The following is a 23248-nucleotide window of genomic DNA, read 5'->3' on the forward strand; positions in this document are numbered from 1 at the left end:
GGTGGAATCCGAAATGCCTGGGGAAGGCCTGGGGGCACCGCCCGCCCGCGGGACTGCGCGGGTCAAGCGCGGTATGGCCGAGATGCTCAAGGGTGGCGTCATCATGGACGTCGTCACCCCGGAGCAGGCCCGCATCGCCGAGTCCGCCGGTGCGGTGGCCGTGATGGCGCTGGAGCGCGTCCCCGCCGACATCAGGACGCAGGGCGGGGTGTCGCGGATGAGCGACCCCGACATGATCGAGAGCATCATCGATGCGGTCACCATCCCGGTGATGGCCAAGGCGCGTATCGGTCATTTCGTGGAGGCGCAGATCCTGCAGAGCCTGGGCGTCGACTACGTCGACGAGTCCGAGGTGCTGACGCCCGCCGACTACGCCAACCACATCGACAAGTGGAAGTTCACCGTGCCGTTCGTGTGCGGGGCCACCAACCTGGGCGAGGCGCTGCGGCGCATCACCGAAGGCGCGGCGATGATCCGTTCCAAGGGTGAGGCCGGCACCGGCGACGTCTCCAACGCCACCACCCACATGCGCAAGATCGGTGGCGAGATCCGTCGTCTCACGTCGCTGTCCGAAGACGAACTATACGTCGCCGCAAAGGAATTGCAGGCACCCTTTGACCTGGTGGTCGAAGTCGCCCGGGCCGGCAAGCTGCCGGTCACACTGTTCACCGCGGGTGGCATCGCCACCCCGGCGGACGCGGCGATGATGATGCAGCTCGGCGCGGAAGGCGTGTTCGTCGGCTCGGGCATCTTCAAGTCCGGCGACCCGGCGCAGCGCGCGGCTGCGATCGTCAAGGCCACCACGTTCCACGACGATCCCGACGTGCTGGCGAAGGTGTCCCGTGGGCTGGGGGAGGCCATGGTCGGCATCAACGTGGAGGGCATCGCAGCCCCGCATCGGCTCGCCGAACGCGGCTGGTAGAACTCAACGGTGGCGATCGAAGAGATCCTCGATCTGGAGAAGATCGAGGTCAACATCTATCGCGGCGGCGTTTTCAGCCCGGAGTCCGGTTTCCTGCAGCGCACGTTCGGCGGCCATGTCGCGGGCCAGTCGCTGGTCTCCGCGGTGCGCACCGTCGACCCGAAGTTCCAGGTGCACTCCCTGCACGGGTACTTCCTGCGCGCCGGTGACGCCCGGTCGCCGTCGGTGTACACCGTCGAGCGGATCCGCGATGGCGGCTCCTTCTGCACCCGCCGGGTGACCGCGATCCAGCACGGCGAGACCATTTTCTCGATGTCGGCGTCGTTCCAGACCGACCAGAGCGGCATCGAGCATCAGAACACGATGCCCGCCGCTCCACCGCCCGACGACATCCCTGACTTCAAGTCCGCCAGCAAGGTGTTCGACGACGCCAGTTTCCGCCAGTTCGACGAATGGGACGTGCGGATCGTGCCCCGCGAACTCCTCGGGGTACGTGAGGGCAAAGCCTCTCAACAGCAGGTGTGGTTCCGGCACCGCGACCCGTTGCCGGACGACCATGTCCTGCACATCTGCGCGCTGGCCTACATGAGCGACCTGACGCTGCTCGGCTCGGCTCAGGTCAACCACCCCGAGGAGCGAAAGCACCTGATGGTGGCGTCGCTGGACCACGCGATGTGGTTCATGCGCGCGTTCCGCGCCGACGAGTGGCTGCTCTACGACCAGTCGTCCCCATCGGCCTGCGGTGGGCGGTCGTTGACCCAGGGCAAGATCTACAACCAGTACGGCGAGATGGTTGCGGCGGTGATGCAGGAGGGGTTGACCCGCTACCCCCGCGATTTCACGCCGGGACGCGGGTGAGCACTCGAATCGGTGTGCTCGCGTTGCAGGGCGACACCCGTGAGCACCTCGCGGCGTTGCGGGCCGCCGGAGCCGACGCGGTCACGGTGCGCCGGGGCGGTGAACTCGACTCGGTGGAGGCGCTGGTGATTCCGGGCGGTGAGTCCACCACGATGAGCCACCTGCTGCGCGAGTTCGAACTCCTCGACCCGTTGCGGGCCCGACTGGCCGACGGCATGCCCGCCTACGGATCGTGTGCCGGGATGATCCTGCTCGCCAGCGAGATCCTCGACGCCGGGGTGGCCGGCCGGGACGCCGTACCCCTGAAGGCGATAGATATGACGGTGCGCCGCAACGCTTTCGGTCGTCAGGTTGACTCGTTCGAGGACGATATCGCCTTCGACGGGCTCGACGGGCCGGTGCACGCGGTGTTCATCCGGGCGCCGTGGGTCGAACGTGTCGGATCCGAGGTGCAGGTGCTGGCACGCGCCGCCGACCATGTCGTGGCGGTGCGGCAGGGGCGCACCCTCGCCACGGCGTTTCATCCAGAGGTCACCGGTGACGGCCGGGTGCATGCGCTGTTCGTCGACATGGTCACCGGCCGCGCCTGAGGCGCGAAATCAGCGGATCGGCAGGCCGGTGATGGCACGCCCCATGACCAGGCGCTGGATCTCGCTGGTCCCCTCGAAGATGGTGAAGATCTTGGCGTCACGGTGCATCCGCTCGACGGGGTACTCGCGGGTGTAGCCGTTTCCGCCGAGGATCTGGATCGCTTCGTCGGTGACGTAGACCGCCGTCTCGCTGGCCACCAGTTTGGCCATCGAACCTTCAGCGGAGGTGAACTCCTTGCCGTTGCGGGCCATCCACGCGGCGCGGTAGACCAGCAGTCGGGCAGCGTCGACGCGGGCCTTCATGTCGGCGAGCTTGAACGCCACCCCTTGGAAGTCGCCGATCTTGCGCCCGAACTGCTCACGCTCGCAGGCGTAGTCGCGGGCGTACTCGTAGGCGGCCCGGGCCACCCCAACCGCCATCGCGCCGACGGTGGGCCGGGTGCGCTCGAAGGTCGCCATCGCCGCCTGGCCGGCCGCCTTCTTGCCCTCGCGCACCTTGGCGATCCGCTCGTCGAACTTCTCCTTGCCGCCGACGATCAGCCGGCCGGGGATGCGGACGTCCTCGAGCACCACCTCGGCGGTGTGAGAGGCGCGGATGCCGTGCTTGAGGAACTTCTGGCCCTGGCTCAGCCCCGGGGTTGCCGGCGGGATGATGAACGACGCCTGGCCCCGGGTGCCCAACTCCGGATGTACCGACGCGACCACGACGTGGACGTTGGCGATGCCACCGTTGGTGGCCCACGTCTTGGTTCCGTTGAGCACCCACTCGTCGGTGGCCTCGTCGTAGCGGGCCCGGGTCAGGATCGCGCCGACGTCGGATCCGGCGCCGGGCTCCGACGAACAGAACGCGGCGACCTCGGGTTCATCGATGCTGCCGAACATCTGTGGCACCCATTCGCCGACCTGCTCCGGGGTTCCGTTCGCGGCCAGCGAGGCTGCGGCGAGCCCGGTGCCCAGGATGGCCAGCGCAATGCCGGCGTCTCCCCAGAACATCTCCTCGAACACGACGATCAAGCCCAGGCCGGAAGGCTCGGCGACCTGCTCGGCGAACAGGTCCATGGAGTACAGCCCGACCTTGGCCGCCTCCTGGATGATCGGCCACGGCGTCTCTTCGCGTTCGTCCCACTCCGCTGCCGCGGGACGGACCACGTCGGCGGCGAACTCGTGCACCCAATCGCGGACGTGGGTCAGGTCGGGGGACAGCTCCAGGGAGAACGTCATGGGCAAGAATCTTACTTCGCAGTAAGTTCGTTGCCTGTGGACTGTGACCGAAGGAACACCGCGGGCTTTCACTCGAGGACCGGAAGCAGCAGCCGTGACGATGAGCGAACAGTGTTCAGGCTGCTAGTCCCGACACTCGCGTGCCGGAAGTTCATGATCGCCGGAGTGGCCGGATCCTGGTCGTCGCTGGTCAGCACCAGACGCACCCGGTGGCCGGCGGCGAACCGGCGGGCATTGGCCACCAAAGGGATTCGATAGGTGAGTGGTTCGCCGACCGGGACTGCGACGGCCTCAGTGCAAGGCAGCACGGGAGCGCCGTCCCGACTCGCCGCCTCGTCGACAGTTCGCAGGCTCGCGCGCAGCCAGCCGGCGGTGACATCGGTGACCTCGCCGTCGGGCGCCACATCTTGCAGCGTGGCCATCCACGCGGTGTCCATCGCGGTTGCCGACGCCACCAGGCGGACCTCGATGCCGCCGGCCACATCGAGGTCGGCGGGCAGTGCCGCAGAGGTCCACGTGAGCATGGACGGTGGATCGATCGGGCTGGCCTTCGCACGGTTGAGTCCGGAGCCGAGCGTCAGGTACTCGCGCTCCCCGGGCCGGCCCTCTTCTTCGGAGAGTTCGCCGTCGGCGCGCAACGCCAGTTGGCGGTGGGTGGACGCAGGCGGCCAGGAATCGGCGCTGCGCCAGTCGTCGACGCCGGGCAGCACATACCGGACCGGCGGACCGTCCATGATCCCGGTGTCGACGCCCTTGAGCCAGTGGTCGTACCAGGCGAGCGCCTCGGTGTGCAGACTTTCCCACGGCCAGGTGAGGCCGAACTTGCCCAGTAACGCCATCCGCACATTCGGGTTGTCCGCCAGGGCATTCCACGCAGTGAACGTCGAAGGGAGATGCAGGGGCACATTCTCCCAATCGCAACCGAGGTAGACCGGGATGTCGATGTTCTTCAACAGCGGCAGCAGGTTGCGGGCCTCCCACCACTCGTCGCGCAGCGGGCGTCTGACCATCGTCTCCAGCCACAGGTCGTCCCAGGGGTGCGGACTGTGCGGAAGCTTGAGCAGCTCACGCATCATCGTGACGGCGCCTTCACCGTTCATGGTGGCGAACTTGCGGTGCACCCGGGGGGTGTTGAGGATTCGGCGGGCCACCGCGATCACCGGGTTGCGCCGCCAGAAGGTGTCGCTGCGGTCCGATGTCAGCCCCATCATCGCCAGGAACGGGGTGACGAACGACGTACTGGCCAGGCCGTGGTGCGAAGCCGCCTCGTAGAGATCCGCCGTCACCGCGAGGGGGAAGATGGCTTTGAGATGGGGTGGCCGCTCGACGGCGGCCTCCAGTTGCGCCATGGCGAAGTAGCTGATGCCGATCATGCCCACGTTGCCGTCGCACCACGGTTGCGATGCTGCCCACTCGATCAGGTCGTACATGTCGCGGCGTTCCTGTGGGTCGAAGAATCCGAAAGTGCCACCGGAGCCGCCGGTGCCACGGACGTTGGCGATCACATGGACATATCCGCGCGGAACCCAGAAGTCGGTGGCGCCGGCCTCGATGAACCCGGCGGGCGCCCCGAGATCCTGCATCTGGCGGGGGTAGGGCGACGCTGCGATCAACGCCGGGTATCTGCCGTGCGAATCGGGGCAGTGGACGTCGGCGAGCAGGGCCACCCCGTCACGCATCGGCACTGCGGCGTTGTTGATGTGACGGATCCCGTACCGGGGCCGGCTGAGATTCCGAAACTCACGACCTGTCGTCTGCGGGCCGTTGAGCACACGTTCGTGGTTGGACATAGTTTCACGGTACGATGAAACTAGTTTCAACGCAACGTGAGATTCACGCTAGGATGAAACATGTGCCGAAGAAGTCGATTAACCCGGGTCCGCGGGACGACCGCGGTGTGCTGGCCGCGCAGATCCTGAACACAGCCCGCGCGGCTTTCGCCGAGACCGGATGGGCGGGGACCACGTTGCGTGCCGTCGCCCGCGGCGCCGACGTAGATCCAGCGCTGGTCTACCACTATTACGGGTCCAAGGAGCGCTTGCTCGATGCCGCGACGACGCCGCCGCCAAAGTGGCTGGACGACGTGGCCAAGACCTGGGCGACACCGGTGGGCGGGTTGGGTGGCGCGCTGCTCCGCGCCATGTTCGCCGCCTGGGCGGATGACGAGGTGGGCCCGGTGTTGCGCGCAGTGCTGCAGACGGCCGCACACGAGCAGACCACCCGGGAGAAGCTACGGCTGATCGTCGAGCGAAGCCTGATGGGCGTTTCTGAGATAGGCGTCGACGAGCGCGATCGGCTGGTGCGCAGCGGACTCATCTCGTCACAGATCATGGGCCTGGCGATGATGCGCTACGTGTGGAAGATAGAGCCCGTCGCATCGATGACCGAGGACGAGATCGTCGCCGCTGTTGCCCCGAACCTCCAGCGCTACATCCAGGGCGACATCTCGGCGCGGGTGTGACTACGCCCCAGCGGCGTCGACGTAGACTCGTCGGGTTGCCACCGACTGAGACGAGCGAGGTAGTAGCTGCATGAGCGGCCATTCCAAGTGGGCCACCACCAAGCACAAGAAGGCCGTCGTCGACGCGCGCCGCGGGAAGATGTTCGCGAAGCTGATCAAGAACATCGAGGTCGCCGCCCGGGTCGGCGGTGGCGACCCGGCAGGCAACCCGACGCTCTACGACGCCATCCAGAAGGCCAAGAAGAGTTCGGTGCCCAACGACAACATCGAACGCGCCCGCAAGCGGGGCAGCGGTGAGGAAGCCGGCGGCTCGGACTGGCAGAACATCACCTACGAGGGCTACGGACCCAACGGCGTCGCTGTCCTGGTGGAGTGCCTGACCGACAACCGCAACCGCGCCGCGGGTGAAGTCCGGGTCGCGATGACCCGCAACGGCGGGAACATGGCAGACCCCGGTTCGGTGGCCTACCTGTTCTCCCGTAAGGGCGTCATCACGCTGGAGAAGAACGGCCTCACCGAGGACGACGTGCTCACCGCGGTGCTCGAAGCCGGCGCCGAGGATGTCACCGATCTCGGCGACAGCTTCGAGATCATCTCGGAGCCAACCGATCTGGTTGCCGTTCGAACTGCGTTGCAGGAAGCCGGAATCGATTACGACTCCGCCGAGGCGAGCTTTCAGCCCTCGGTGACCGTGCCCGTCGACCTCGAGGCTGCCCGCAAGGTGTTCAAGCTCGTCGACGCGCTGGAGGACAGCGACGACGTGCAGGACGTCTACACCAACATCGACATTCCCGACGACGTCGCCGCCGCGCTCGACGAGGACTGACAGCCCGGCGCGATCGGAAGCAGCGGCCCATGGCGAAGGTGAGAGACCTCGACGGCGCGGGGTGGACGGTGCGTCGCTGGTGGTGGCGGACGCTCCCATGGGAGACCGGCTTCGCGACCCTCGACATGGTTCTGCTTCTGATCGCGCTGCCGCTGATGGTGATGTGGCCGTTCTGGCTGATGGCCAAGTGGCTGGGGGTCCCGTGGACCATCGTCGTCGAATGCGACGGCGTCGAGGTCGACCGCGAACGGGTGCGCGGCTGGCGTGGTTCCAGACAGCGCATCAGCGAACTGGTCGAGTGGGCCCGGGCACAAGGGGAGGCCGACGATGGCGGCCGATGGGACGTGCAGCATACGGCCGTCGAGCTTCGTTGACTGCCGACCTCGGCGCAGCGGGACCGCCGGTTCTGTGGCCCGCGGGCCCGGCGAGCGCCGACTCACCGCGGAAGTCGCTCGTACCGCCCGACGGTGACCATAGACCCTAGGGCCCGCGGCCAACCTGCCGCACAGTGGCACCTATGGCCGTTGCCGATACCGAACCACTAGTCATCGATTCGATGATGCCGACCTACGACACCGCGATTGCCGAGCATCTGGTGGTCGCGGCGGACCCAGCGCAGACCTTCACGGCTGCCAAGGACCTCGATCTGCTCACCGTGCATTCGCCACTGCTGGACGTGTCGATGTGGCTTCGGGCCCTGCCGGCCCGCATCACCGGAAAGGCCGCGCCGCGAATGCCCGAACTCTTGATCAGGGAGGACATGGGGCTGCCCGGGTGGACGTTCCTCGGTGAACAGCCGAATCGCGAGATCGCCTTCGGCGCAGTCGGCAAATTCTGGCAGCCCACGATCGAATGGCGAGATGTCGCCGTTGCCGACTTCGCGGGCTTCAACGAACCCGGCTGGGGCAAGATCGCTGCGAACCTCTCCGTCCGGCCCTATGGCACCGCCACGCTGCTCAGCTACGAATGTCGCACGCTGACGACCGATTTCGCGTCGCGCCGGCGGTTCCTTCGCTACTGGCGACTGGTCCGGCCGTTTGTCGGGCACATCATGCGGGCCACGCTGGGACAGATTGCCGCCGACGCCGTTGCGTCCGCGGCGACAGGTGTATCAGCGGTGAGCCGCGACCGATGAGCCGCATTCTTGTCGCGTACGGATCACAACGCGGCGGCACCGCCGGTCTGGCCGCCATGATCGGTGATGCATTGACCGACGCCGGCCACCAAGTCGTGGTGTCCCCGGCGAGCGAGATCGCCACCCTCGAGGGCGCAGATGTGGTGATCGTCGCCGGGGCGCTGTACGCAAACCGGTGGCACCGCGACGCCAGGCGTTTCGTGCGGCGGAATCGCGCTGCACTCAGCGATTTGCCGGTGTGGCTGGTCAGCAGTGGACCCCTGGATGATACTGCGGCACAAGGCGACATCGCGCCGACTCGACAGGTCCGAAAACTCATGGCCCGCGTCGGCGCCCGTGGGCACGTGACGTTCGGCGGTCGTCTCAGCCCGGACGCGAAGGGATTCCCTGCGAGCGCAATGGCGAAGGCCAGCGCTGGCGATTGGCGTGACGCCGCACAGGTGCGTGAATGGGTGGCGTCGATCGCCGGGCACCTGGACGTCGCCCGCCGCTCGATCTGAGATCGGCGCGTGTCCCTGCCCGGGGTCGTCGGCGGCAGCCGCTAAGCTCTCGAACAGATGTTCTGACGAAGGGGCTGACGTGCGGGTGATGGGAGTCGACCCCGGGCTGACGAGGTGCGGCCTGTCGGTCATCCAGAGCGGCAAGGGCCGTCAGGTGATCGCGCTCGATGTGGACGTGGTGCGCACCCCGGCCGAGCACCCGCTGGCGCACCGTCTGCTCACCATCAGCGACGCCGTCGAACACTGGATGGACACCCACCGACCCGACGTGATCGCCGTCGAGCGGGTGTTCGCGCACCAGAACGCCTCCACCGCGATGGGCACCGCCCAGGCCGCCGGGGTGATCGCGCTGGCCGCGGCCCGGCGCGACATCGACGTGCACTTCCACACACCCAGTGAGGTCAAGGCTGCGGTCACCGGCAACGGACGGGCCGGCAAAGCACAGGTCACCGAGATGGTCACCAGAATCCTCACCCTGCAGCAGAAGCCGACGCCTGCGGACGCCGCCGACGCACTGGCGCTGGCGATCTGCCATTGCTGGCGGGCCCCGATGATCGCCAGGATGGCCGAGGCGGAGGCGATGGCGGCCGAGCAGCGCCGCAAGTACCAGGCCACGCTGAAAGCCGCCAAGGGTCACGCGAAACCGGTGCGGATGTCTCGGAGCGGTACATGATCGCCGCGGTGCGAGGCGAAGTCCTCGATATCGCCCTCGACCACGCCGTCATCGAAGCCGCCGGTGTCGGCTACAAGGTGATGGCGACCCCCGCGACGCTGGCCGGTCTGCGCCGCGGCGCCGAGGCCCGGCTGATCACCGCGATGATCGTCCGCGAGGACTCGATGACGCTGTACGGCTTCGCCGACGCCGATGCCCGCAATCTGTTCCTCACCCTGATCGGGGTTTCCGGCATCGGCCCGAGCATTGCGCTCGGAGCCCTCGCGATGTACGACGGCCCCACCTTGAGGCAGGCGATCGGCGACGGTGACGTCACCGCGCTGACCCGAATCCCCAAGGTGGGCAAGAAGACTGCTGAGCTGCTGGTGCTGACGCTGCGGGACAAGGTGGGGGTGGTGGCGTCGACGGGCCCCGCCACGGCCGGCGGCCACACCGTGCGCGGGCCGGTCGTCGAGGCACTGGTCGGGCTCGGGTTCGCGGTCAAGCAGGCCGAGGAGGCCACCGACAAGGTGCTCGCCGACGACCCCGACGCCAACCAGTCGAGCGCACTGCGCTCGGCGCTGTCCATGCTGGGTAGGAAGTGATGGGCCGGTTCGACGAGGAAGACCACGAGGACACCAGCGACCGCGAGGTGTCCGCCGCGCTGACGGTCGGCGAGGGTGACATCGACGCCAGCCTGCGGCCCCGATCGCTCGGTGAGTTCATCGGCCAGCCCCGGGTCCGCGAGCAGCTGCAGCTGGTGCTCGAGGGAGCCAAGAACCGTGGCGGCACCCCCGACCACATTCTGCTGTCCGGGCCGCCCGGTCTGGGCAAGACGTCGCTGGCGATGATCATCGCCGCCGAGCTGGGCACCTCGCTACGCGTCACGTCCGGACCTGCGCTGGAGCGTGCCGGGGATCTGGCGGCGATGCTGTCCAACCTCGTCGAGCACGACGTGTTGTTCATCGACGAGATCCACCGGATCGCCCGGCCCGCCGAGGAGATGCTCTACCTGGCGATGGAGGACTTCCGCGTCGACGTCGTCGTCGGCAAAGGCCCCGGCGCCACGTCGATTCCGTTGGAGGTCGCGCCGTTCACCCTGGTCGGCGCCACCACCCGGTCGGGCGCGCTGACCGGCCCGCTGCGTGACCGCTTCGGGTTCACCGCGCACATGGATTTCTACGAGCCGGCCGAGCTCGAGCGGGTGCTGGCCCGCTCGGCAGGCATCCTCGGTATCGAGTTGGGTGCCGACGCGGCATCCGAGATCGCCCGCCGGTCCCGCGGTACGCCCCGCATCGCCAACCGGTTGTTACGCAGGGTCCGCGACTACGCCGAAGTGCGCGCTGACGGCGTCATCACCCGGGACATCGCCAAGTACGCGCTGGCGGTCTACGACGTCGACGAACTCGGCCTGGACCGGCTGGACCGCGCGGTGCTCTCGGCGCTGACGCGCAGCTTCGCCGGCGGCCCGGTCGGAGTGTCGACGCTCGCCGTGGCGGTAGGGGAGGAAGCCGCGACCGTCGAGGAGGTGTGCGAGCCGTTTCTGGTACGGGCCGGCATGATCGCGCGCACGCCGCGCGGCCGCGTCGCCACCGCCCAGGCCTGGACGCACCTGGGAATGACACCGCCCAGCGGAGCCACCGGGCTGGGCCAGGCCGGGCTGTTCGAATGACAGGACCGAGTCGGGAGATCGAGCGATGTTGACCGGTGGCTTGATCGCGGCGGTGCTCGCGGCGTTGCTCCACGTCTACATTTTTGTGCTGGAGTCGTCCCCCTAGGAAGCTGGGGGCACCCCCAGACGTGGACGACGCCTCGAACCCGCGCGGTTTTCGGTACGACCGAGGAAGAGGCCCAGGCCACCAAGCTGCTGGCCTTCAACCAGGGCTTCTACAACCTGTTCCTGGCGATCGTCACCGTGGTGGGGGTGACAATCGTCGTCGGCGGCTCCCAGTCAGTGGGCATCGCGCTCGTGTTCGCGGGAGTGGGTTCGATGCTGGCCGCCGCCGTGGTGTTGCTCGCTTCGTCGCCGGACAAGGCGCGCGCCGCCGTGAACCAGGGGTTGTTGCCACTCGTCGCCATTGTGCAACTGGTGGTGGGAGTGGCGTTGTAGCCGGGTGCACCGGCCCGTTGGTCTCAAACCGGTAAATCCACGCCGTATCGGGGTTATCTGCGTTCGCTGTCGGGTACCCGTCCTCCACTCAAGAGGAGGAATCATGATCGGATCGAAGCATCCGGACAGTCCCCGGGGCGGCCGGATGAAGATTGCCCGTAGCCGCGGCGCGGCCAGCGGGTTCTTGCTGATACTGCTGGGTGCCTGGGGTGCGCTGATCCCGTTCGTGGGTCCGTACTTCGACTTCGCGTTCAGTCCGGACCGGCCGTGGGCGTGGACCACCGGCCGAGGCTGGCTCGAGGTTTTGCCGGGTGTGGTGGTCGTGGTCGGCGGACTGATCCTGTTGGCGTCCCGCAACCGCGCGACCGCGATGCTCGGTAGCTGGCTGGCTGTCGCCGGCGGTGCGTGGTTCGTGGTGGGTCGTGCGCTGGCAGGTCCACTCGGGCTGGGCGACGTCGGCACGCCGGTCGCCGCGGCCGAGACCAAGCAGGTGTGGCTCGAGTTGACGTACTTCTACGGACTCGGCGCGCTCGTCGTGTTCCTGGGTGCGCTCGGGCTCGGCCGCCTGTCGGTGCGCAGCGTCCGCGACGTCGAATACGCCCAACGGCCACTGGAGTCGCCCGACCACGGTGTGTCGACCGACCCTGCAGTCGGCACCCACACCGGCCCGCAGGACGTGGCGGCCGAAGACGCATCAGGCGGTGCCGTCACCTCGGGTCACAGGGCCGACCACAAGGCCACCGGCGAAGGCGGCCGCAGCTGGCGCAACATGTTCCGCCGCGGCGACCGCAGTGACCGCACGCTGAGTCACCACTAACGCGCTGCCATCGAGGTTCCCGGCCGCACTTCCGAGAGGGTGCGGCGGGGGAGCCTCGAGGCGGTGCGCTCCCGCGGTGTCAGCGGATGTCGGCGAGGATGCCCGCGATCACGTCGATGCCCTCGAGCAGCAGTTCGTCGCTGATCGTCAACGGGGGCAAAAACCGCAGCACGTTGCCGAACGTCCCACACGACAGCACGATCACCCCGGCACGGTGCGCCGACGCGCACAGCTTCTTGGTCAGCTCCGCGTCGGGTTCGGTGGTGCCCGGCTCGACCAGTTCGACGGCGATCATCGCACCACGCCCGCGGACGTCGCCGATGCGCTCGTCCTCGGCCTGCATCCGGCCCAGCTTGTCCTTCATCAGCGTCTCGATCTCGGCCGCGCGCTGCACCAGGCCCTCGGCCTCGATGGTCTCGATCGTCGCCAGTGCGGCCGCACATGCCACCGGGTTACCGCCGTAGGTCCCGCCCAGGCCGCTGACGTGCGGTGCATCCATGATCTCGGCCCGCCCGGTGACCGCCGACAGGGGCATCCCGTCGGCGATACCCTTCGCGGAGACGATCAGGTCGGGCACTATGCCTTCGTGTTCGCAAGCGAACATCGCGCCGGAGCGCGCGAACCCGCTCTGCACTTCGTCGACGATGAACACCACGTCGTTGGCGCGGCACCAATCCAGCACGGCCTGCAGGAAGCCGTCGGCGGGGACGATGAAGCCACCTTCACCCTGGATCGGTTCGATGATCACCGCGGCGAGGTTCTCGGCACCGACCTGCTTGTCGATGACATTGATCGCCCGCTTGGCGGCGAGTTCGCCGTCGGTGGCCATCTCCTTGCCGAACTCGGCGTCGCGGAACGGGTAGGACATGGGGGCGCGGTAGATCTCCGGCGCGAACGGGCCGAACCCGTGCTTGTAGGGCATCGACTTCGCCGTGAGCGCCATCGTCAGGTTGGTCCGGCCGTGGTAGGCGTGGTCGAACGAGACGACGGCCTGCCTGCCGGTGTAGGTCCTGGCGATCTTGATTGCGTTCTCGACGGCCTCCGAACCGGAGTTGAAGAGCGCCGACCGCTTCTCGCCGGTACCAGGGGTGAGCCGGTTGAGTGCCTCGGCGACGGCGACGTACCCCTCGTACGGGGTCACCATGAAACAGGTGTGGGTGAACTTGCCCACCTGGTCACGAACGGCCTCGACGACCCGGGGTGAGGAGTTGCCGATGGTGGTGACCGCGATTCCCGAGCCGAGGTCGATGAGCCGGTTGCCGTCGACGTCCTCGACGATGCCGCCGAACGCCCGCGCCGCGTACACGGGCATGGTGTTGGCCACTCCGCGCGCGACCGCGGCGCTCTTTCGGGCGATCAGCTCGGTCGACAGCGGGCCCGGGATCTCGGTGGCGAGGTGGCGGCTCTGCTCGAGGGTGCTCAACTGGAAACCTCCTGGGTGCCCGTACGGAAACGGAAGAATTGGACTGCCGCGGTGGGTTCGAGCCTAGTCGCAAGGTGCTTGGATCCGTCGAGAACCAACACTGCTCGTACCGGGAAGATCAGTGACACGGCACCGCGGCAACGGATTTCGTCGCACTGTCGCCTGGGATCGCTCCCGCCGGCCACCGGCGACCCGGCTGCGGGGGCGCCGAAGCCGACCCGGGGACGTGGGCGCGGTCGGCCGCAATGGCACACTGGTCAACAGCTTCTTCATAGATGCGGCCCCCACCCGCGGGTTCGGGAGCCGTGACCGCGAGACCGATACGAAAGACACGGCTGCCATGGATCTGGTCATCTTCCTCCCACTGCTCATCGTCATGGGCGCGTTCATGTACTTCGCGTCGCGCCGCCAGAAGAAGGCCATGCAGGCCACCATCGACCTGCACAACTCGCTGGAGGTCGGTGACCGCATCCACACCACCTCGGGCCTGCAGGGGACCATCACCGCCCTCGGCGACGAGTACGTCGACCTGGAGATCGCTCCCGGCGTCGTCACCACCTGGATGAAGCTGGCCGTGCGGGACCGCATCGTCGACGGAGCCGACGAGGTCGACGACGTCGAGGATGACGACTTCGACGAGGCCACCGAGATCACCGAGAGCCGGAACACCAAGACTGACAGCTGACACTCAGCGCCAGCACGTAGTCTTTGTGAGCCTCTGCGCCCTGCGCGGTACCTGACGAACTGATCTCTAGGAGACCCTTACACGTGGCATCGTCCTCGACGCCGGTGCACCCTGCCCGCTACCTGGCTGTGTTCCTGGTGCTGGTCATCGGCGCCTACCTGCTGGTGTTCTTCACCGGGAACAAGGAGCCGGACCCCAAGCTCGGTATCGATCTGCAGGGCGGCACCCGGGTCACGCTCACTGCGCGCACCCCGGACGGCTCACCGCCCACCCAGGATGCGCTGAACCAGGCACAACAGATCATCAGCGCCCGCGTCGACGGCCTGGGCGTGTCGGGTTCGGAAGTGATCATCGACGGCCAGAACCTCGTGATCACCGTGCCCGGCAACGACGGCAGCGAAGCCCGCAGCCTCGGGCAGACGGCGCGGCTGTACATCCGGCCGGTGATCCATGCCATCCCGGCCGAGGGCGCCGGACCGCCGCAGGAAGCACCCCTGCCCGGCATGCCACCGCCGGGCGCGGTCCCGGGTATGCCACCCGGCGCGGTCCCGGGCATGCCACCCGGAGGGGCCCCGGGCGCGCCTCCGGGCGCTGCACCGGGAGCACCCCCTGCCGAAGCGCCCCCGACGCCGCAGCCCCGTCCGTTCCCCGCGCAACCGGCACCGAGCCCGTCACCCGGGCCAGAGCCGGCCCCGGGCCCGGAACCCGGGCCACTGCAGAACGACGACGCGCCGCTGGCCGAACGGATCCAGGACGAGAAGCAGCTGAGGCAGAGCTCCGAGCAGGCGATCCAGATCCTGGCCATGCAGTTCCAGGCGACCCGCTGCGGTGAAGAGGATGTCCTCTCGGGCAATGACGACCCCAATCTGCCGTTGGTGACCTGCTCGGTCGACGGTGACGAGGTCTATCTGCTGGACAGCTCCATCATCAGCGGCGAGGGGATCGCCGACGCCACTTCCGGACTGGACCAGCAGCGTGGCGAGAACGTCGTCGACGTGGAGTTCAAGAGTGATGCCGGAGACGTGTGGGCCGAGTTCACCGCGGCCAACGTCGGCACCCAGACCGCGTTCGTGCTGGACTCGCAGGTGGTCAGTGCCCCCCAGATCCAGGAGGCCATACCGGGCGGCCGCACCCAGATCACCGGGCAGTTCACCGCTGATTCGGCGCGGGAACTGGCCAACGTGCTGAAGTACGGTTCGCTGCCGCTGTCGTTCGAGTCCTCGGAGGCCGAGACCGTGTCCGCCACCCTGGGCCTGTCTTCACTTCGGGCGGGACTGATCGCCGGCGCGGTCGGTCTGGCTGCGGTGCTGCTGTACTCGCTGCTCTACTACCGTGCGCTGGGTCTGCTCGTCGCGCTGTCTCTGGTGGCGTCGGGCGCGATGGTCTTCGCGATCCTGGTGTTGCTCGGCAGATGGATCAACTACACCTTGGACCTGGCCGGCATCGCGGGTCTGATCATCGGCATCGGGATGACGGCCGACTCGTTCGTGGTGTTCTTCGAGCGAATAAAGGACGAGATACGCGAGGGCCGCTCCTTCCGGTCCGCGGTTCCGCGAGGCTGGGCCAGGGCGCGCAAGACGATCCTGTCCGGCAACGCCGTCACGTTCCTGGCCGCTGCAGTGCTCTACTTCCTGGCAGTCGGCCAGGTGAAGGGCTTCGCGTTCACCTTGGGACTGACCACGATCCTCGACGTCGTCGTCGTGTTCCTGGTGACGTGGCCGCTGGCCTATCTCGCGTCCAAGTCCACGACGATGGCCAAGCCGTCCCTGAACGGATTGGGAGCCGTCCAGCAGATCGCACGCGAACGCCGAGCGGCGGCACACGCCGCGGGACGGGGATAGCAGATGGCGGCACGGCACAACCGCGGTGAGACGGCCACATCGAACGCAGTCGAGGCACCGGACCCCGAGTTCGCAGTGGGCGACGTCCCCAAGCACGGCTTCTTCGTCCGGCTCTACACGGGTACCGGCGCGTTCGAGGTCATGGGCCGGCGCAAGTTCTGGTACGCCGTCACCGCTGTCATCGTCGCCATCTCTCTCGGGGCGATCCTGTTGCGGGGCTTCACCTTCGGTATCGACTTCGAGGGTGGTACCAAGGTTTCGCTGCCGCGTGGTGACGGGCAGGCCACCACACAGCAGGTCGAGCAGGTCTTCAGCGAGACGATCGGCAAGGCACCCGAGTCGGTGGTGGTGGTCGGCAGCGGTGGAACGGCGACATTCCAGATCCGCTCGGAGACTCTGAGCAACGAGGAGACCGAGGAACTGCGCACCGCGCTGTTCGAGCAGTTCCAGCCGCGGGGCGCCGACGGTGAGCCGAGCAGGCAGGCGATCAGCGATTCAGCGGTCTCGGAGACCTGGGGCGGCCAGATCACCCAGAAAGCCCTCATCGCTCTGGTCGTGTTCCTCGTCCTGGCGGCCATCTACATCGCCGTGCGCTACGAGCGCTACATGGCGATCGCCGCGCTGACCACCCTGGTGTTCGACCTGCTGGTCACCGCCGGCGTCTACGCGCTCGTCGGATTCGAGGTCACCCCGGCCACCGTGATCGGGTTGCTGACGATCCTGGGGTTCTCGCTCTACGACACCGTCATCGTGTTCGACAAGGTCGAGGAGAACACCCAGGGCTTCGAGCACACGACCAGACGCACCTTCGCAGAACAAGCCAACCTGGCGGTCAACCAGACGTTCATGCGGTCGATCAACACCAGCCTCATCTCGGTGCTGCCGATCGTGGCACTGATGGTCATCGCGGTGTGGCTGCTGGGTGTCGGCACCCTGATGGACCTCGCTCTGGTCCAGTTCGTCGGTGTGATCGTCGGAACCTACTCGTCGATCTTCTTCGCCACCCCGCTTCTGGTGAGCCTGCGCGAACGTACCGAAGTGGTGCGCAAGCACAACACGAAGGTCTTCAACCGGCGCCAGACCGCGGCGGCGAAGTCGGCCGACGCCGAATCGCACACCGATGGCGCGGACGAGCGCACCGACGCCGAGCCGGCATCGGTCGCGGCCCCGGCCGTGCCCGCGCCACTGCCGCCGGACAAGCCGGCGCCGGGTGCCCGCCCCGTCCGGCCCACCTCCAGCAGGACCGGACGACCGTCGGGTAAGCGAAGCCCCGGAAAGCGTTAGGGGCGGTAGGTCCGATGACCCACCGCCCCCGCCCGCGTCGCACGACACTGCTGTCCGCGGTACTGGCAGTGGTGGGTGCCCTGGGGCTCACGTCGTGCTCGGAGAGCCCCGCGGATTCCATCGACTACGTCGTCGACGGGAAGCTGACCACCTACAACACCAACACCGTCGCCGGCGCGGCGTCCGGCGGTCCTGCGGCCTTCGCCCGGGTGCTGACGGGGTTCAACTACCACGGCCCGGACGGCCAGGTGGTCGGTGACCACGATTTCGGCAGCATCTCGGTGGTGGGCCGGACACCACTGATCCTCGACTACGAGATCAAGGCCGAGGCGGTGTACTCCGACGGGAAACCCATCACCTGCGATGACATGGTGCTGGCATGGGCGTCGCAGTCGGGAAGGTTCCCCTGGTTCGACGCGGCCAACCGGGCCGGCTACACCGACATCGCCTCCATCGACTGTGCGCCGGGGCAGAAGAAGGCGCGGGTGTCCTTCGCGCAGGACCGTCCGTTCACCGACTACGGTCAGCTGTTCGCCGCGACATCGCTGATGCCGTCACACGTCATCGCCGACGAACTCGGTCTCGGCGACGGCGGGGTGACCACGGCGTTGCTCAACAACGACGGGCCGGTCGTCGAGCGCATCGCCCAGGCCTGGAACACCACCTGGGACCTGGCCCCTGACCTGGACCTGGATCGTTTCCCGTCGTCGGGGCCCTACAAGCTGGAATCGGTGACGGCAGAAGGCGGCGTGGTGCTGGTCGCCAACGACCAGTGGTGGGGTGCCCCACCGATCACCGGCAGGGTCACCGTGTGGCCCCGCAGCGCCGATCTGCAGGACCGGGTGAACGAGGGCGCCTACGACGTCGTCGACATCACCGCCGGATCGTCGGGCACGCTGAACCTTCCGGACGACTACGAGCGGACCGATGCGCCGTCGGCGGGCGTCGAACAGCTGATCTTCGCCCCGCAGGGCCCGCTGGCCGCGGTTCCCGCGCGCCGGGCCCTTGCGTTGTGCACCCCCAGAGACGTCATCGCCCGCACCGCGTCGGTGCCGGTCTTCGACTCGCGCCTCAACGCCGCAACCGAAGATGCCTACGGGGTGGCCGAGACCCCGCCGGAGGCCGGGCAGTTCGTCGCCGCGAATCCCGACGCCGCCCGCGACGCACTGGGCGGTCAGCCCCTGATGGTGCGCATCGGCTACCAGACACCGAACGCCCGACTGGCCGCAATGGTGGGGTCCATCGCGAACGCGTGTGCGCCGGCGGGGATCACCGTCGAGGACGTCGCAGACGAGGAGATCGGACCGCTGTCATTGCGCGACAACGAGATCGATGTGCTGATTGCGAGCGTCGGCGGAGCGGCGGGCAGTGGCTCGTCGGGGTCTTCGATCATGGACGCCTACAGCCTGCACAGCGGCAACGGGAACAACCTGCCCCGCTACACCAACGAGCGCATCGACGGGATCATCTCGACGGTGGCTGTGATCTCCGACCCCAAGGAGCTCGCCCGGCTGCTCGGCGAGGGAGGTCAGATCCTGTGGACCGACATGCCGACCCTGCCGCTGTACCGTCAGCAGCGGACACTGCTGACGTCGACACAGATGTATGCGGTGAGTAGCAATCCGACGCGATGGGGTGCGGGGTGGAACATGGACCGATGGCAACTGAGCCAGTGAGTACCACAGGGGTGGCGCAGGTCATCGCCTCGCTGCTGCGTGAAGTGCCCGACTTTCCCGAGCCGGGTATCCAGTTCAAGGATCTGACCCCGGTGCTCGCCGATGCCGGCGGTCTCGCCGAGGTCAGCCGAGCGATCGCCGAGCTCGCCCGCGGCGCGGACCTGGTGGCCGGTGTGGATGCCCGCGGATTCCTGCTCGGCGGCGCGGTCGCCCTCGAGCTGGGCATCGGCGTGCTGGCGGTTCGAAAGGGCGGCAAGCTGCCGCCGCCGGTGCTGACCGAGACCTACAGCCTGGAGTACGGCACCGCGACGCTCGAGGTTCCAGCCGAGGGAATCGAGTTGGCGGGACGCAAGATCATGGTGATCGACGACGTGCTCGCGACCGGCGGGACACTGACCGCCACCAACCGGTTGCTCACCGCCGCAGGAGCGGAGGTGATCGGGGCGGTGGTGATGTTGGAGCTCGCCGCCCTGGGGGGTCGTGCGGTGCTGGAGCCGTTGCCGGTCACCAGCCTCTACACCGTCTGAGCGGATATCCTGCGGAGAGCACAGCATCGGAGGTGAGCATGGCCAGCGAGGACCCCCGCCCGCCCCAGGCCGCGCAACCGCCGGCCGGCGTGGGTGTGCAGAGCCCCGAGACCCAGCCGATGGAGCTGCCCAAGGCCGATCCGTCGAAGGTGCCGACCAGTGCCTCACGGCGGGTACGGGCCAGGTTGGCGCGCCGGATGACTTCCCAGCGCAGCACCGTCAACCCGGTGCTCGAGCCCCTGGTCGCCCTGCACCGCGAGATCTACCCGAAGGCGGACCTCACCCTGCTGCAACGGGCCTACGAGGTTGCCGAGCAGCGCCACGCCGACCAATTACGCAAATCCGGGGATCCGTACATCACCCATCCGCTGGCCGTCGCCAACATCTTGGCCGAGCTCGAGATGGACACCACCACGCTGATCGCGGCGCTGCTGCACGACACCGTCGAAGACACCGGCTACACGCTGGAGGCGCTCACCGAGGAGTTCGGCACCGAGGTCGGCCACCTCGTCGACGGCGTCACCAAGTTGGACAGAGTGACGCTGGGCAACGCGGCCGAGGGCGAGACCATCCGCAAGATGATCATCGCGATGGCGCGCGACCCGCGGGTATTGGTGATCAAGGTTGCCGACCGGCTGCACAACATGCGCACCATGCGATTCCTGCCCCCGGAGAAGCAGGCCCGCAAAGCCCGCGAGACGCTGGAAGTGATTGCGCCACTGGCGCACCGGCTGGGCATGGCGACGGTGAAATGGGAACTCGAGGATCTTTCGTTCGCAATTCTGCATCCGAAGAAGTACGAGGAGATCGTGCGCCTGGTCGCCGGCAGGGCGCCGTCGCGCGACATCTATCTGGCCAAGGTGCGGGCCGAGATCAACGCCAGGCTGACCGCATCGAAGATCAGCGCGGTGGTGGAGGGCCGGCCCAAGCACTACTGGTCGATCTACCAGAAGATGATCGTCAAAGGGCGCGACTTCGACGACATCCACGATCTGGTGGGCGTGCGCATCCTGTGCGACGAGATCCGGGACTGTTACGCCGCCGTCGGCGTGGTGCACTCGCTGTGGCAGCCGATGGCGGGGCGCTTCAAGGACTACATCGCCCAGCCCCGTTACGGGGTGTACCAGTCGCTGCACACCACCGTCGTGGGGCCTGAGGGTAAGCCGCTGGAGGTGCAGATCCGCACCCGCGATATGCACCGCACCGCCGAGTACGGCATCGCTGCGCACTGGCGCTACAAAGAGGTCAAGGGACGCAACGGGTTGCCGACCGGCCACGCCGCCGCCGAGATCGACGACATGGCCTGGATGCGTCAGCTGCTCGACTGGCAGCGGGAGGCGGCCGACCCCGGGGAGTTCCTCGAGTCGCTGCGCTACGACCTTGCGGTGCAGGAGATCTTCGTCTTCACCCCGAAGGGCGATGTGGTCACCCTGCCCGCCGGTTCCACGCCGGTGGACTTCGCCTACGCAGTGCACACCGAGGTCGGGCACCGCTGTATCGGCGCCCGGGTGAACGGCCGGCTGGTGGCGTTGGAGCGCAAGCTCGAAAACGGGGAACTGGTCGAGATCTTCACGTCCAAAGCGCCCAACGCGGGCCCGTCGCGCGACTGGCAGATGTTCGTGGTGTCGCCGCGGGCCAAGGCCAAGATCCGGCAGTGGTTCGCCAAGGAGCGCCGCGAGGAAGCGCTGGAAGCCGGCAAGGACGCGATCGCCCGGGAGGTGCGCCGCGGCGGACTTCCGTTGCAGCGGTTGATGACCGGCGAATCCATGGGCGCGTTGGCGCGGGAGCTGCGCTATCTCGACGTCTCCGCCCTCTACACCGCGGTCGGCGAGGGGCACGTCTCGGCGCGACATGTGGTCCAGCGACTCGTCGCCCAGCTCGGTGGTGACGACGAAGCCGCCGACGAATTGGCAGAACGCTCCACGCCGGCGACCATGCCGATGCGGCAGCGCAGCACCGACGATGTCGGGGTCGCGGTGCCCGGAGCGCCGGGGGTGCTGACCAAGCTCGCCAAGTGTTGTACGCCGGTGCCGGGCGACAACATCATGGGGTTCGTGACCCGCGGTGGGGGAGTCAGCGTGCACCGCACCGATTGCACCAATGCCACGTCGCTGCAAGACCAGTCAGAGCGCATCATCGACGTGCAGTGGGCACCGTCTCCGTCGTCGGTGTTCCTGGTGGCGATCCAGGTGGAGGCGCTCGACCGGCACCGGTTGCTCTCGGATGTCACCCGGGTGCTGGCAGACGAGAAGGTCAACATCTTGTCGGCGTCGGTGACGACGTCCAACGACCGGGTGGCGATCAGTCGGTTCACCTTCGAGATGGGCGACCCCAAGCACCTCGGTCACGTACTCAACGTGGTCCGCAACGTCGAGGGCGTCTACGACGTCTACCGCGTCACCTCGGCGGCCTGAGGGGCCCGATTTCCCGCACGTCGTCATCGAGGTCCTTCCCATGCCCGGCCTCGGAAAGCACAGACACCAATGCAAAGCGATTCACCGGCGAGACGCCTCGCCTCAAGAGAGCCGGTGGTGCGTCGGGTGCTGAGCGTGATAACCCGGCCTGCCCGGCCCAGTAAAAGGGGTTGGACGCGGGCTAGTTGATGTTGTCGACGATTTGTTTGGCGATGTCGACGAGTTTGGTGTTGGAGTCTTGTGAGAGGCGGGTGAGCAGTTCGAATGCTCGGACGGCATCGACATTGAACTGGTTCATGAGGATGCCCTTGGCCTGCCCGATGAGGTCGCGTGAGGCAAGTGCGCTGCGAAACTGGGCGTTCCGGCGAAACATGCTCCACGCCAACGCGGTATGGGTGGCGAAGATGATGCCGAGCTCGATGGATTCCTGCTCGAACGCGCGAGGATGTTCCGAGTAGAAGTTGAGCGCAGCCAGAATGTCGTCGTTGACGAAAACTTCGAAGGCGAGCACCGATCGCACTGGAGTCTCGGCAAGTGCGTCAATGCAGTAGAGGGGCCAACGTTGCTCGGTTTTCAGGTCGTCGATGCGGACGGTGTGGTGCTCCCAGGCCGCCGAGAGGCACGGGCCTTCCTGGTGACGCTGCTGAATTTCATCAAGCGTCTTCGCGTACGGATGGGTGGCCGCTGCAGTGCTGATTCCCTGGGTACGGCTAGCCACGGTCATCCCCACGAATTGCGTGCCGGGGACGTGGCTGGCGGCTTTGGCGACAAGCTCTTCCAGCCCCGATGCCATCGGGGACTCGCTGCGCTGCTGCTCACCGACCAACGCGGCGAGTTGAGCAACGATTTCGTTGTGCTCAACCTCTGACATGAACACAACTTCCCCCTCGGCGGCGAACTGCATCAGACACTACAGTCCGAGCGCGCTGATGGTCCGAAGACGGAATCCGACGATCAAGGCTCCACATTCTCTCGGTTGCGGCTTTCCTTTTCGGTGGCGGCGTGGTGATGGGTCTCAGCAGTGTCCTGGTGGCGGGTGCCTTGGCCTCCGCTGGCTTGGGGCGGCCCCATTCGTGGCCCTGGGCCACTCTGTCGTGTAATTCGGCGGCGTCTGCAGCGTCGTAAGAACGTGGCGTGTCGGCGCACAAAGGGTCGTCTGATTCGTGGGTCGCGCCGTGCGCTGGCGGTGAGACGCCGACATCTCAGCAGATCATCGCCTCGTTCTCGCGGCCGAAGCGGACCCGCGTTTGGGCGGGGATCGATGCACTGTCGTGATTGTCGTCGCGGCCACGGACCGCCAGCAGTC

At 67.4% G+C, this 23248-nt stretch carries 22 protein-coding genes and 1 pseudogene; 19 read left to right on the top strand and 4 right to left on the bottom strand.

The window, feature by feature from the left end; translation table 11 throughout:
* Nucleotides 1-13 precede the first annotated feature (13 nt).
* The 3 genes from pdxS to pdxT are packed head-to-tail and all read left to right on the top strand — an operon-like array spanning nucleotide 14 to nucleotide 2370.
* On the top strand, nucleotides 14-922 hold the full coding sequence (gene pdxS, locus G6N53_RS16410; protein ID WP_205390568.1) for a pyridoxal 5'-phosphate synthase lyase subunit PdxS: 909 nt from the start codon (nucleotides 14-16) through the stop codon (nucleotides 920-922).
* 9 nt (nucleotides 923-931) lie between these two features.
* A complete protein-coding gene (gene tesB, locus G6N53_RS16415; protein ID WP_163890103.1) occupies nucleotides 932-1780 on the top strand; it encodes an acyl-CoA thioesterase II in 849 nt (282 codons plus the stop codon).
* Nucleotides 1777-2370: a pyridoxal 5'-phosphate synthase glutaminase subunit PdxT gene (gene pdxT, locus G6N53_RS16420; protein WP_163890105.1), complete on the top strand. Its 594-nt coding sequence runs from the start codon at nucleotides 1777-1779 to the stop codon at nucleotides 2368-2370. Before tesB ends, pdxT begins: the two co-directional genes overlap by 4 nt.
* A gap of 9 nt (nucleotides 2371-2379) precedes the next feature.
* Here pdxT and G6N53_RS16425 read toward each other — a convergent pair whose 3' ends face one another.
* Both G6N53_RS16425 and G6N53_RS16430 read right to left on the bottom strand, forming a co-directional pair.
* Nucleotides 2380-3591: an acyl-CoA dehydrogenase family protein gene (locus G6N53_RS16425; protein ID WP_163890107.1), complete on the bottom strand. Its 1212-nt coding sequence runs from the start codon at nucleotides 3589-3591 to the stop codon at nucleotides 2380-2382.
* A 68-nt stretch (nucleotides 3592-3659) separates the two neighbouring features.
* Nucleotides 3660-5381, bottom strand: coding sequence for a CocE/NonD family hydrolase (locus G6N53_RS16430; protein WP_163890109.1), 1722 nt, complete (start codon nucleotides 5379-5381; stop codon nucleotides 3660-3662).
* A gap of 53 nt (nucleotides 5382-5434) precedes the next feature.
* Here G6N53_RS16430 and G6N53_RS16435 point away from each other — a divergent pair, with 53 nt between their 5' ends.
* From G6N53_RS16435 to G6N53_RS16480, 10 genes and pseudogenes are all read left to right on the top strand, one after another.
* Entirely contained in the window at nucleotides 5435-6052 is a 618-nt protein-coding gene (locus G6N53_RS16435; protein ID WP_163890111.1) for a TetR/AcrR family transcriptional regulator, read from the top strand.
* A gap of 70 nt (nucleotides 6053-6122) precedes the next feature.
* Nucleotides 6123-6878 carry a YebC/PmpR family DNA-binding transcriptional regulator gene (locus G6N53_RS16440; protein ID WP_163890113.1) on the top strand — a complete coding sequence of 252 codons (756 nt, stop codon included), beginning with the start codon at nucleotides 6123-6125 and terminating at the stop codon, nucleotides 6876-6878.
* Nucleotides 6879-6907: 29 nt separating this feature from the next.
* Nucleotides 6908-7252, top strand: coding sequence for a hypothetical protein (locus tag G6N53_RS16445; RefSeq protein WP_237166539.1), 345 nt, complete (start codon nucleotides 6908-6910; stop codon nucleotides 7250-7252).
* A gap of 143 nt (nucleotides 7253-7395) precedes the next feature.
* A complete protein-coding gene (locus tag G6N53_RS16450; RefSeq protein ID WP_163890117.1) occupies nucleotides 7396-8013 on the top strand; it encodes a hypothetical protein in 618 nt (205 codons plus the stop codon).
* Nucleotides 8010-8513, top strand: a complete 504-nt coding sequence (locus G6N53_RS16455; RefSeq protein ID WP_163890119.1) for a flavodoxin domain-containing protein — start codon at nucleotides 8010-8012, stop codon at nucleotides 8511-8513. The genes G6N53_RS16450 and G6N53_RS16455 overlap by 4 nt, the downstream gene beginning before the upstream one ends.
* A 79-nt stretch (nucleotides 8514-8592) precedes the next feature.
* Complete coding sequence (gene ruvC / locus G6N53_RS16460; RefSeq protein ID WP_205390394.1) at nucleotides 8593-9186, top strand: crossover junction endodeoxyribonuclease RuvC; 594 nt, start codon at nucleotides 8593-8595, stop codon at nucleotides 9184-9186.
* Nucleotides 9183-9770 (top strand): Holliday junction branch migration protein RuvA, encoded by a 588-nt coding sequence (gene ruvA, locus G6N53_RS16465; protein WP_163890121.1) that lies wholly within the window; start codon nucleotides 9183-9185, stop codon nucleotides 9768-9770. The genes ruvC and ruvA overlap by 4 nt, the downstream gene beginning before the upstream one ends.
* The gene (ruvB, locus tag G6N53_RS16470; RefSeq protein WP_163890123.1) at nucleotides 9770-10837 is read left to right on the top strand and encodes a Holliday junction branch migration DNA helicase RuvB; all 1068 of its coding nucleotides are present in this window, start codon (nucleotides 9770-9772) and stop codon (nucleotides 10835-10837) included. The genes ruvA and ruvB overlap by 1 nt, the downstream gene beginning before the upstream one ends.
* 25 nt (nucleotides 10838-10862) lie before the next feature.
* Nucleotides 10863-11275: pseudogene (locus G6N53_RS16475) on the top strand (DUF1304 domain-containing protein).
* A 103-nt stretch (nucleotides 11276-11378) separates the two neighbouring features.
* Nucleotides 11379-12092 carry a hypothetical protein gene (locus G6N53_RS16480; protein WP_163890124.1) on the top strand — a complete coding sequence of 238 codons (714 nt, stop codon included), beginning with the start codon at nucleotides 11379-11381 and terminating at the stop codon, nucleotides 12090-12092.
* A 79-nt stretch (nucleotides 12093-12171) separates the two neighbouring features.
* Here G6N53_RS16480 and gabT read toward each other — a convergent pair whose 3' ends face one another.
* Nucleotides 12172-13515, bottom strand: a complete 1344-nt coding sequence (gene gabT / locus G6N53_RS16485) for a 4-aminobutyrate--2-oxoglutarate transaminase (protein ID WP_163890126.1) — start codon at nucleotides 13513-13515, stop codon at nucleotides 12172-12174.
* 340 nt (nucleotides 13516-13855) lie between these two features.
* On the opposite strand from gabT, the gene yajC reads away from it, so the two are divergent.
* The 6 genes from yajC (at nucleotide 13856) to G6N53_RS16515 (ending at nucleotide 21942) form a co-directional block, all read left to right on the top strand.
* Entirely contained in the window at nucleotides 13856-14200 is a 345-nt protein-coding gene (gene yajC, locus G6N53_RS16490) for a preprotein translocase subunit YajC (protein WP_163895965.1), read from the top strand.
* Between the two features lie 83 nt (nucleotides 14201-14283).
* Nucleotides 14284-16041 carry a protein translocase subunit SecD gene (gene secD / locus G6N53_RS16495; RefSeq protein ID WP_163890128.1) on the top strand — a complete coding sequence of 586 codons (1758 nt, stop codon included), beginning with the start codon at nucleotides 14284-14286 and terminating at the stop codon, nucleotides 16039-16041.
* A 3-nt stretch (nucleotides 16042-16044) separates the two neighbouring features.
* Nucleotides 16045-17325: a protein translocase subunit SecF gene (gene secF / locus G6N53_RS16500; RefSeq protein ID WP_163890130.1), complete on the top strand. Its 1281-nt coding sequence runs from the start codon at nucleotides 16045-16047 to the stop codon at nucleotides 17323-17325.
* Nucleotides 17326-17339: 14 nt separating this feature from the next.
* Nucleotides 17340-19001, top strand: coding sequence for an ABC transporter substrate-binding protein (locus G6N53_RS16505; protein WP_163890132.1), 1662 nt, complete (start codon nucleotides 17340-17342; stop codon nucleotides 18999-19001).
* A complete protein-coding gene (locus G6N53_RS16510) occupies nucleotides 18983-19528 on the top strand; it encodes an adenine phosphoribosyltransferase (RefSeq protein ID WP_163890134.1) in 546 nt (181 codons plus the stop codon). Before G6N53_RS16505 ends, G6N53_RS16510 begins: the two co-directional genes overlap by 19 nt.
* Nucleotides 19529-19566: 38 nt before the next feature.
* Nucleotides 19567-21942 carry a RelA/SpoT family protein gene (locus tag G6N53_RS16515; RefSeq protein ID WP_163890136.1) on the top strand — a complete coding sequence of 792 codons (2376 nt, stop codon included), beginning with the start codon at nucleotides 19567-19569 and terminating at the stop codon, nucleotides 21940-21942.
* A 181-nt stretch (nucleotides 21943-22123) separates the two neighbouring features.
* Here G6N53_RS16515 and G6N53_RS16520 read toward each other — a convergent pair whose 3' ends face one another.
* Entirely contained in the window at nucleotides 22124-22846 is a 723-nt protein-coding gene (locus G6N53_RS16520) for a GAF and ANTAR domain-containing protein (RefSeq protein WP_237166540.1), read from the bottom strand.
* Nucleotides 22847-23248: the final 402 nt, after the last annotated feature.

The sequence above is a fragment of the Mycolicibacterium hippocampi genome, assembly GCF_010723735.1.
GTDB lineage: Bacteria > Actinomycetota > Actinomycetes > Mycobacteriales > Mycobacteriaceae > Mycobacterium > Mycobacterium hippocampi.